At 66.4% G+C, this 11039-nt stretch carries 5 protein-coding genes; 4 read left to right on the top strand and 1 reads right to left on the bottom strand.

The features are described 5' to 3' along the window. Window positions 1-7862, bottom strand: a 7862-nt coding sequence (locus RT551_RS07410) for an ESPR-type extended signal peptide-containing protein (RefSeq protein ID WP_313456979.1), incomplete at its 3' end; no start/stop codon positions are given. A gap of 868 nt (window positions 7863-8730) precedes the next feature. Here RT551_RS07410 and RT551_RS07415 point away from each other — a divergent pair. From RT551_RS07415 to RT551_RS07430, 4 genes are all read left to right on the top strand, one after another. Next, on the top strand, window positions 8731-9099 hold the full coding sequence (locus RT551_RS07415) for a hypothetical protein (protein ID WP_313456981.1): 369 nt from the start codon (window positions 8731-8733) through the stop codon (window positions 9097-9099). A 220-nt stretch (window positions 9100-9319) separates the two neighbouring features. After that, window positions 9320-10165 carry a hypothetical protein gene (locus tag RT551_RS07420; RefSeq protein WP_313456982.1) on the top strand — a complete coding sequence of 282 codons (846 nt, stop codon included), beginning with the start codon at window positions 9320-9322 and terminating at the stop codon, window positions 10163-10165. 207 nt (window positions 10166-10372) lie between these two features. Then, on the top strand, window positions 10373-10705 hold the full coding sequence (locus tag RT551_RS07425) for a type II toxin-antitoxin system RelE/ParE family toxin (RefSeq protein ID WP_313456984.1): 333 nt from the start codon (window positions 10373-10375) through the stop codon (window positions 10703-10705). Further along, the gene (locus RT551_RS07430) at window positions 10702-11016 is read left to right on the top strand and encodes an addiction module antidote protein (protein WP_313456986.1); all 315 of its coding nucleotides are present in this window, start codon (window positions 10702-10704) and stop codon (window positions 11014-11016) included. Before RT551_RS07425 ends, RT551_RS07430 begins: the two co-directional genes overlap by 4 nt. Window positions 11017-11039: the final 23 nt, after the last annotated feature.

Genomic DNA, 11039 nt, shown 5'->3' on the forward strand with positions numbered 1-11039 from the left:
ACCGCCGCCGGTGCGGCCACGTCAGCGGCTGCCGGCGCGGCGGCCACTGCAGCCTCCGGAGCCGCCGCGATGCTGGCGCTGGACACCGACGCACTGCGGGCGCGTGCATTGCTGCTCGTACCTGCGGTGCGCTGGTCGATCTCGGTGACCTTGGCATCCAGCGCGCCCAGCGCATCACCCACATTGCTGTAGCTGCTGCCCTGGATCACGTAGTTGGGGGCCACGAACACACCCTGCATGCCCACGCTGGCACCGCCACCCAGGAAGCTGGCGGTATCGGTCAACGCCTGGAACAGCTGGCCACCATTGACGGCCTGGCGGCTGCCACTGGCGACCGAGCCGGCCGCGACGTTGTCGAGGGTGGTGCCCTGCAGACCCGACAGCGTGACCGTGTCACGGCTGCTGTCGTCATAGCTCAGTGCGTTGGCGGTGCTGGTTTCCACTGAGCCGATGCGATCGTCGATGTCACCCACGCGGGTTTCCACCGAGGTCACGCGCTGGTTGGTGGTGTTGAGCTGCCCGCCGGTGACGGCATCGGTGCTGCCAGCAGCAATGCGGCCGGCTGCCACGTTGACGATGCGTCGCGTAGTCGGACCGTCGGTGCCGTTGCCGCCACCGACCGAGACCACGTTCGCTTCCACGGCACGGGAGCCCGAGCCGAGCGCCACTGAGTTCGCACCGGAGACACCGGATGCCGAGCCGATCGCCACGCTGTTGGCCCCGTTGCTGACAAAGGCCCCGTTACCCACTGCGACGGCGTTGGTCGCATTCGTGGAGGCCAAGCGGCCGACCACGGTGCTGTTGTCACCGCGCGCGGAGGCATCTGCGCCCACTGCCGTCGCTCCGGTAGCCGAAGCCGTGCTGGTCGTACCCAGCGCGGTGCTCCGATTGCCGCTCGCGGTGGCCGCAGAGCCGGCGGCGAGCGCATCGGTGCCACTGGCGGTGGCGACGCCGCTGCCGCTGGCCTTGAAGTAGCGGGTTGCCGCATCGGCGGTCGCCGCCACACTGTCCAGCTGCGCCTTGTTCACCGCGTCGGTAGCGTTGGTTGCCGCGCCGACGTTGGTGATGCGGCGCGTGGCCGGACCGGTGGTGCCGTTGCCGCCACCGACCGAGACCACGTTGGCTTCGGTGGCACGCGAACCCGCACCCAGAGCAACGCTGCCGGTGCCGTTGGCCCAGGCGCTCTTGCCCAGCGCGGTGGCGTTGATGCCGCTGTAGGCGTAGCTGTCCTGGCCGATGGCGGTGGAGCCGGCCGAGGTCGCCCAGGCCAGCTGGCCGACTGCCGTGGTCTGCGCCGCCGTGGCCCAGGCGCTGGCACCACCGGCGAAGCTGTTGGCTCCGCTGGCCTGTGCACTGTGGCCGACCGCGATACCGTAGGCACCCGACGCGGTGCTGCCCCAACCGAACGCCGAAGCGTAATCGCCACTGGCTTCGGCACCGTAGCCCAGTGCGGTGGTACGTACGCCGGTGGCGGCGCTGAACGCGCCGACCGCGGTGCTGTAGTCGCTGCCGGCTTCGGCGCTGTAACCGACGGCCGAGGACTGCAGACCGGACGACGTGGCGTTGGCACCGCTGGCAGTGCTGAACACGCCCTCGGCCTGTGCGCCTGCACCCAGCGCCGTGGCACCGGTACCGCTGGCGCTGGTGGCGCGATCCAGCAGCACGTTGCCGTTGGCATCTTCGTAGTACAGCGCGCCGCCGATCGCGGTGGCCGAATCAGCGGTCGCCGAAGCGTTGTAGCCCGACGCCGACGCGTTGCGGCCGCTGGCCAGCGAGCCACTACCGTAGGCCGACGCACCGGTGCCGAAGGCATTCGACGCTTCGCCGGCGGCGGTGGCGTAGGCACCGTCGACATAGCTGCCGACGTCATTGCCGTCGCCGCTGCCGCTGGCCTGGAAGTACCGGCTGGTGTTCTCGGCGACGTCCGCGACCTCGTTGAGCTGATCCAGGTTCACCGCATCCGTGCCTTCGGTACCGGCGGCGACGTTGGTGATCTGGCGCTGCGAAGTGACGGTGCCGACCGAAACGCTGTTGTCACGGTCCGCACGCGAACCGGCACCCAGTGCGACGCTGTTGAGGCCGTTGGCGGTGGCGCTTTCGCCGACGGCGGTGGCACCCACGGCATCGGCCCACGAGTTCCAGCCCAATGCCGTGGTGTAGTCATCGGTGGCCCATGCACCGGCACCGAACGCCGACGCACCGGTACCCGAGGCACGCGCCGGGATGAAGCCGAAGAACGTGCTGCCGCCGATGGCGACGCTTTCGTCACCGGTGGCTTCGCTGAACTCACCGACCGCGACCGAGCTTGCACCGGTGGCGGTGGCCGCTGCGCCAACAGCGGTGCTGTAGACGTTGGAGGCGACTGAACCATAGCCGAGTGCGGTGGACAGTTCACCGGTGGCTTCACTGTAGCTGCCGAACGCCGAAGCGCCGGCTTCGGAGGCGGTGCTGCGGAAACCGCTGGCAATCGCCTGCTGGCCCGATGCAACCGACTCACTGCCGTCGGCGGTGCTGTACGCACCGCTGGCGGCGGCACCGGCACCTGTTGCGCTGGCTCCGATTTCCGAAGCAACCGCGCCGCTGCCAACCGCAACGCTGTCTTCGCCGGTGGCCTGTGCGTTGGTGCCCAGCGCGGATGCACCTTCGCCGGAGGCGAGCGCATCGGTGCCGACCGCCGTGGCGTTGCTGGCAAGTGCGTTGGCACCGCTGCCAAGTGCGCTGGTGCCATCGCCGATGGCATTGGCCCCTTCACCGGCCGCCAAGGCGTTATCACCGTCCACGTACGCACCAGCGTCGCTGGCGTCACTGCCGCTGGCCTGGAAGTACTTGCTGGTGTTCTCGGCCACATCCGCAACGGCGTTGAGCTGATCCAGATTCACCGCGTCGGTGCCCTCGGTACCAGCGGCGACGTTGGTGATCTGCCGCTGCGCGGTGGCGGTGCCGACCGAGACACTGTTGTCACGGTCCGCACGCGAACCGGCACCCAGTGCGACGCTGTTGAGGCCGTTGGCGGTAGCGCTTTCGCCGACGGCAGTCGCACCCACGGCATCGGCCCACGAGTTCCAGCCGAGTGCGGTGGTGTAGTCATCCGTGGCCCAGGCACCGGCACCGAACGCCGACGCCCCGGTACCCGAGGCACGCGCTGGGATGAAGCCGAAGAAGGTGCTGCCGCCGATGGCGACGCTTTCATCGCCGGTGGCTTCGCTGAATTCGCCCACTGCGACCGCGCTCGCACCGGTGGCCGTCGCCGCTGCGCCGACAGCAGTGCTGTAGACGTTCGATGCAACCGAACCGTAGCCCAGGGCCGTGGACAGTTCGCCGGTGGCTTCGCTGTAGCTGCCGAAGGCCGACGCGCCGGCTTCGGAGGCCGTGCTGCGGAAGCCGCTGGCAATGGCCTGCTGGCCGGAGGCGACGGATTCACTGCCGTTGGCGGTGCTGTACGCACCACTGGCGGCCGCGCCGGCACCGGTGGCGCTGGCTCCGATCTCCGAAGCGGTCGCACCGCTGCCAACCGCGACGCTGTCTTCGCCGGTCGCCTGTGCATTGGTGCCCAGTGCCGACGCATCTTCGCCTGCGGCGAGTGCATCGGTGCCGACGGCGGTGGCATTGGTCGCCAGCGCATTCGCGCCGCTACCGAGTGCCGTAGTGCCATTGCCGATCGCGCTGGCCGCTTCGCCAGCGGCCAAGGCGTTGTCGCCATCCACATAGGCACCGGCGTCGCTGGCATCGCTGCCGCTGGCCTGGAAGTACTTGCTGGTGGCGGCCGCAGCATCGGCCACTTCATTGAGCTGGTTGAGGTTGACCGCGTCGGTGCCTTCGGTACCGGCGGCGACGTTGGCAATCTGGCGTTCGCCGCCGGCGCTGCCGACCGACACCGTGTCGTCGCGATCCGCAATCGAATCAGCACCCAGCGCCACGCTGTTCACGCCTTCGGACGTAGCGGCATTGCCCAGCGCAGTGCTGTTCAGTCCCGGCGACCACGCACCACCGCCGACGGCGGTGGAGTAGTTGCCCGATGCTTCGGTCGGCAGCAGGCCGAACAGCGCACCACCCACGGCCACGCTGTTGGTGCCGCTGGCCAGCGCGTTCTGGCCGGTGGCCGTGCTGTACGCACCCGAAGCCACGGCGTCACCGCCCAGCGCGACACTGTTGGAACCGCTCGCTTCGGCGAAGTTACCCAGTGCCGTGGCGTTGAACGCGGACGCGACCGCGTAGCCGCCAATGGCAGTGCTGTAGTTGCCGGCGGCCTGTGCGTTGAAGCCGTAGCTGGCCGAAAGCGTACCCGAGGCCACGCTTTCGCTGCCGACCGCGGTCGCACCGCGGCCACTGGCTTCAGTGTAGTAACCGAGCGCGACGGCTTCTTCGCCGGAGGCTTCCGACAGCGTGCCGCCCGCCAGGCTGCCCGCGCCCGATGCGACGCTGGCCGCGCCGACGGCGGTGCTCTGCTCACCCGATGCCAGGCTTTCCGCACCGTTGGCGGTGGCGTACTCGCCGGTGGCCTGTGCGTTGGCACCGACCGCCGACGCATTGGCGGCGCTCGCCAGTGCATTCAGGCCGACCGCGGTGGCACCGGCATCCAGTGCGAACGCACCACTGCCCACCGCTGATGCGCCAGTACCGCTGGCGAAGCTGCTCGAACCCACAGCGGTGGCGTAGTCGCCGTCGGTGGCCGCATTGGAACCGGCCGCCACGCTGTCTTCGCCACCTGCCACGGCCACGCCTCCGCCGGTGGCCTGGAACTTGTCGGTGGCGGCCGTCAGCTGATCCACGTTGACCGCATCGGTGCCTTCGGTACCGGCGGCGACCTGGGTGATCTGGCGCTGCTGGTCATCGTTGCCCACCGAGACCGTGTACGCGCGATCCGCGGTGGAGCCGGCACCCAGTGCGACCGCGTTGGACGCGCTTGCATTGCTGCCGGCACCGATGCCGATGGCACTTTCGCCGCCGGCCACCACATTGGTGCCGATGGCGATGCTGTTGATGTTGTTGCCCAGGGCCTGGAACCCCAGCGCCACACTGTTGTTGGCGTAGGCGAAAGCGCCCCGGCCGACCGCCGTGGAACTGGTGCCGCGTGCCCAGCTGTTGTAGCCAACCGAGGTGGCACCGGCACCGTCCGCCCACGCGGCGTAACCCAGCGCCGTAGCGTTGGCTTCAGTCGCCCACGCACTGGCACCGAACGCCGTGGCGCTTTCAGCAGTCGCCCAGGCATAGGCGCCGGTGGCGGTGCTTTCAACACCGCTGGCCCAGGCATTGTCGCCCTGCGCGATGCTGTAATCGCCAGTAGCGCGTGCCTTGTAACCCTGCGCCAGGCTGTTGTCGCCGGTGGCCTGTGCGCCGCTGCCGAAAGCGTTGCTGAGTGCGCCGGTCGCCTGTGCCCCTGCCCCCACCGCCACCGCATCCTGCGCGGCCGTAGTGCCGATCAGCACGGCGTTGCCGTCGCCGTCAACGATCGGCTGGTTGTACTGGTCATAGGCCTGGCCCTGGCCACCGATGGCCACGCTGGCATTGCCGTTTGCGGTCGCGTTCTGACCCACGGCTACGGTGCTGTCGCCGGCGGCGGTCGCGCCGTTGCCGACCGCCGCAGCCCCTGCGCCGAGCGCATTGCTTGCTTCACCAGCGGCCAGCGCGCCATCACCATCGGCGAACGCACCGACGTCGCTGTCGGTCGATGCATTGGCCTTGAAGCGGAGTGCCGTGGTGTCGGCGGTATCGGCCACCGCATCCAGCTGCGCCTTGTTCACCGCGTCGGTGGCTTCGGTGCCGGCCGCCACGTTCGTGATCTGGCGTTCGCTGCCGACATCGCCCACCGACACGGTGTTGTCGCGCACGGCGGTGGAGTTCGCGCCCAGCGCCACACTGTTGGCCCCACGCGCGGTGCTGTAGAAACCAACCGCCGTGCTGAGGTCGCCACTGGCCCAGCTCTCCGCACCCAGCGCGGACGCGCCGTCACCGGGGGCATAGGCGAAGTAACCCAGCGCGGTGGCTTCAACGCCCGAGGCTTCGCTCAAGGTGCCGTTGGCCACGGCGTAATCGCCGCTGGCAATTGCACCGGCACCCACGGCCGTTGCCGCTTCGCCAGTGGCCTGGGTCTGCACGAAGAAACCCAACCCCGGAATCAGATCCACCGGACCGCCGACTGCAGTGCTGCTGGTGCCGGTGGCGGCGGTCTGTGTGCCCACCGCGGTGGAGTAGTCACCGGTGGCGTTGGCCACGGCACCGAAGGCCGAGGCCTGCGCACCGGCAGCATACGCACCGACGCCATACGACGATGCCGCAAAGCCGGAGGCTTCCGCACTTGCACCGACCGCGGTGCCGCCCACGCCGGCGCTGGTGGCACCGGTATCGACCGGCACGCCGCCGCTGGTGATCAGCGGGTCGCCGTTTTCATCCACCGCAGCACCGCCCACGGCAACGCTGCCCGGGCCTGCAGCCTGCGCGTTGTGGCCGAAGGCCGCACTGTTCTGGCCACTGGCCAACGCGTTGTTGCCGACCGCAGTGGCATTCTGCGCCACCGCAACCGCGCCACTGCCCAGTGCCGTGGTGCCATTGCCGAGTGCGGTGCTGGCTTCACCGATGGCAGTGGCGTTGTCGCCATCCGCCAGCGCACCGGCATCGCTGTCTGCGCTGCCGGTGGCCTGGAAGTATTTCGCGGTGTTGTCGGCTACTGCGCCAACGGCATCCAGCTGCGACTTGTTGACCGCGTCGTTGGCTTCAGTGCCGTCAGCAACGTGGGTGATCTGGCGCTGCAGGCCGTTGTTGTTGCCGACCGATACGGTATCGACGCGATCGGCGAAGGAGCCTGCGCCCAGCGCAACGCTGCCGACCGCAACTGCGGCGGAGTTGGAACCCAGTGCAGCGCTGAAATCGGCCACGGCAGTGCTGAACGCACCGACCGCAATCGACGCTTCGCCGCCGCTGCCGGCGCCGCGACCCAGCGAGGTGCTGCCTGCACCGATGGCGAGTGCGCCGCCGCCGACCGCGGTGGCGCCATCGGCGCTGGCTTCGGCAAGACCGCCAATCGCGGTGGCCGCGCCGTTTTCGCTGGCGGCGAACGAGGATGCACCGAGCGCAACGTCGCCGAGACCGATCGCCACGGCGTGCTGACCGACAGCGGTGCTGGCATCACCCAGCGCGAGGCTGGTGTGGCCGAAGGCGCTACCGCCCAGTCCCGCCGCAATGGCGTCGGTACCGACAGCGGTGGTGGAATTGGACAATGCCTGGCTGCGTGTACCCACTGCGATGGCACCGTTGCCATCGGAGCTGGCGCTTGCACCGGCGGCCAAGGCACCTTCGCCCTCGATGCTGGCTGCATCGCTGTTGTTGTTTTCGCCATCGGCCTTGAAGTAGCGCGTCGCACCTTCGGCCGTCGCGGCCACCTTGTCCAGCTGCGATTTGTTCACCGCATCAGTGGCGGCGGTGCCGGCGGCGACGTTGGTCACCTGCCGCTCCTTGCCTGCATCACCGACCGACACCGAGTTCGCGCGGGTTGCCTTCGATCCTGCGCCGAGTGCCACGCTGTTGGCGGCGGAGGCGGTGCTGTTGCTGCCGATCGATACCGAATTCGTGCCAGAGGCGGTAGCGTTGCCATCAACCAGGCAGCTGTCGATCACCGAGCTGTTGAGGACCACGCAGTTGGCGTTGCCGCCGATCTCCACGGACTGCGCACGCACGTCCTGCGCCGCACCCGCCAACCCGACCCCAAGCGTCAACGCAATGGCAGCGCTGAGCAGCGAGCTGCTGCGCGCGCCGTCGGATCGTCGCTGGTCAATGACCACGCCAGGTGACTGGCTGCTGGCCAACTCAGAGGCAACGACCATCTGCCCCAGTGCTTTGTTCCAGACCTTGCGATAAATCCGATTCATCGATGCGACTCCTGGTTGGCTGGTTTTAGGCAAAGCGACGCCAACGCCAGGCCGCATGGCCCAACGTCCCCTGAGGGCGTTTTTCGCTTGATTTACTGCGTTGTGCCGGATGGCGCGCGCTCGGCGCGATCGACGAACAGAGAACTCGCCATCCTTGCGGTTACTTCCGAACTGAACACTTGCAAAATGAGAACTCAGTGTTAACGCAGGGTTTTGAGAACGTCAAGACTTTGACAGCAGAAATTGTTCTAACGCGAGAAGCGTCACACATTTGACTATTCATGCATCGGATTTGTTAGCTACATGTGAGTGTTTGTCATCACGCGATGGTGGGTGTGAAACGCGATGTAACTCATTGGCGGACATTGAATCGCGTCGTCGCGTCATCTTCTTTTTCACAGAGCCTTCACTGGCATCGGGTGATGACACCGGTAATTCCATACGCCGGCGTCGCGTACGCTGCGCATGAGTTGTGTTGCGCGGTGCGGCATGGCAGATAGACGTAAATGCGCGGATTGGGTCGTGGAGACGCTGGCGATCCGGGTCCATGCGTTAAAGAACGGTGAGCGCTTCACTGCCGTCGTCTATCGACCGACGCTACCCCTCCGACAGTTCACGCAGCAGGACGATGCTCGCGGCCACCGACCGCTCACGCTGGCTGCACACCTTGGGATTCGAATCGGTAGCGTCGGTCGACAGACGACGGCACGTACCGGCGCAACGTCCGGTAACGCAGGGAAATCAGCAACGGAAGCGCACACCGCCAGTCCGCGTATAACGCCTTGACCGTCGCAAGGAAACATTTCTTGAAGCGACTCGTACCGCCCAGCACTAATCTTCGCGCCCCCATCCAACGTCCAAACACGTCATGACCACCTTTGCCGCGGCGGCACCAACGCCCATCACCTCCTCCCTCCACCACTCCACAACGCCGTCGCGCGGCAGCGTCCCGTCCGGCCACATCGGCCCGGTAACGGTGCACAACGAAAGCCGCTCGACGCAGGCCTCACCGACATCCAGCGAGCCCGCACACACCGAGGCCGCCCGGGAACCCAACGCGTTTCTGACCAGAATGGATGAACTGGCGCAGGTGATTCTCGACGGACCGCAGGTTGCCTGGGCCATCGAGCAAGGAATGTCCTCGACGGAAATCGCAAGCTGGTGCGGCATTCGACAAGGTAGTGACGCCTACAGAATGCTGGAATCCAGGGTCGAGGCGCGTTATCGGACGACCTGATTCCTGACTTTGTCGATGGAGGTCCATGCGTTGAAGCGTGCTGGACCTTTCAGTGCCGTCGTCTGTCGACCGACGCTACCAGGTGATCGCAAGCGTCACCGTTTACGGCTCGGCGGCAGACGCCACCCCCGGCGGTTGTCCCTGCGAAGGGATTGAAATCTGGAAGCGCTACGAGGTGCGCTTACGCAACATCGCGCGCCATTCCCTGACGTGATCCCCCATGCCACTCTCCCCTGCACCCTCAGCGGGCGCACTCAACGTCCCCGATGTCATTCCCAGCAACCCAACTGCGGAGGTCGAAACGACGACGCAACCTGCACAACCGCAGACGGTCGAGAATCGATGCAGCACATCCAAGCCGGCCATCGCCGACGAAGTGGCCGCCCAGAAGCACATGTACAACCTCGCCGTTTCGCAGGGCTGCCATCTTGTCGGCGCTGGCGAATCCGTGCCGGCCGTCATGCAGAAGCTGGGCATCGAGCCAGGCACCTCTGCCGAGCGCCTCCTGTACATGCATAGCGGACAGAAGCCGCCACACACCGTCCAAACCCGCGCGACCGCCACCCCGCATCATGTGAAGCCAGCGCTGCCAACCCCTGAGTCGGATCTGCTTCCGTTTCCCGTCCACATCGTACGGCGTGACCCGCATCCTGGTCGGGACCCGGGGGCTGAAGCGTGGTTGACCGCGAAGTGCAAGGAGATTGCAGGCGGTGCCAACTATCAGAGGTTCATCGATGAGATCGGTGACCCGACGCCGGACTCCGACCACGACATCGACGACGGATTCCCCCAGGTCAAGAGCGTCAACCTCGACGCCAAAGCGCTGTATGACCAGGCCATGGGCTCAGCCAGACATGCGATGCTTGGCGGGAAGAGCCTTCCTGCGGCGGCGGCGCGCTTCAGCATCACATCGGAATCAGACCTCGAGAGCCTGGCGATGTTCGCCGCACGGGAAATCGGTGCGCCGCACGTGCGCGATGGCGAGTGCTTCATTGCAGTGAAGAAGGCGCTGGGACTTGGGGCGTACGGCGAGGCAGTGCAGGTGCTGGTGGAGGCGATGCCCTGACGACTGATGGCATGTCGGGCGTTGGGTGGTGGGGCGGCATTGGTGATTGCAATGCCTTACCGGGCGCGGAACGGTTCAGTGCAGTCGGCTGTCGCGCGACTCTACCGATCCCTTTCCAGGATTGGTGGATATGCCAGGTTTTTGGAAGCCTTCGCTCCTGTCTACGCCGAACATTGACAGACTGTCGTTTATAAACTACAGTCAAAGATGAATCAGATCCGCCACTACGTCGACGGCTGCGGTCGCGATCCGTTTGCTGAGTGGCGGCAGAGCCTGCGCGACATCAAGACACGAATCGCAATAGATCGGCGCATCATGCGACTGGAGTTGGGCAATGCAGGGGACCACAAGCACGTGCGTGATGGCGTCTGGGAACTGCGCATTCATACGGGACCTGGCTTCCGCATTTACTACGGTAAATCCGGCAATACCGTAGTGGTCCTTCTTTGCGGTGGCGATAAGGGCTCGCAGGATGCAGACATCGAACGTGCCTGCATGTACTGGCAGGACTGGCAACGAAGAGCGGGAGACGAACGATGAGAGATCGGTCACACGACACAGCAATGGCGGAGATCTTCCGCGACGATCCCGGCTACGCCATCGATCTGCTTAACAGCATTCTGGAGGACGGAGATCAGCCTGAATTGCTGATAGCGCTACGTCAGATGGCAGAAGCATTTGGCGGGGTTCGCCAAGTGGCGCAGCGCGCCGAACTCAACCCGAACCAGCTTTATCGGACTCTTTCAGAGAAGGGCAACCCGGAAGTACGGAGCCTGACCGCGATACTGCGTGCAATGGGTCTGCGACTGGCAATCCAACCTCTGAACTCGGCTCCGCTCGCCCACGGGTGACCAGAGGCGCGGCGTTGTCCGTC

This window comes from Stenotrophomonas sp. (assembly GCF_032103445.1).
Lineage (GTDB): Bacteria > Pseudomonadota > Gammaproteobacteria > Xanthomonadales > Xanthomonadaceae > Stenotrophomonas.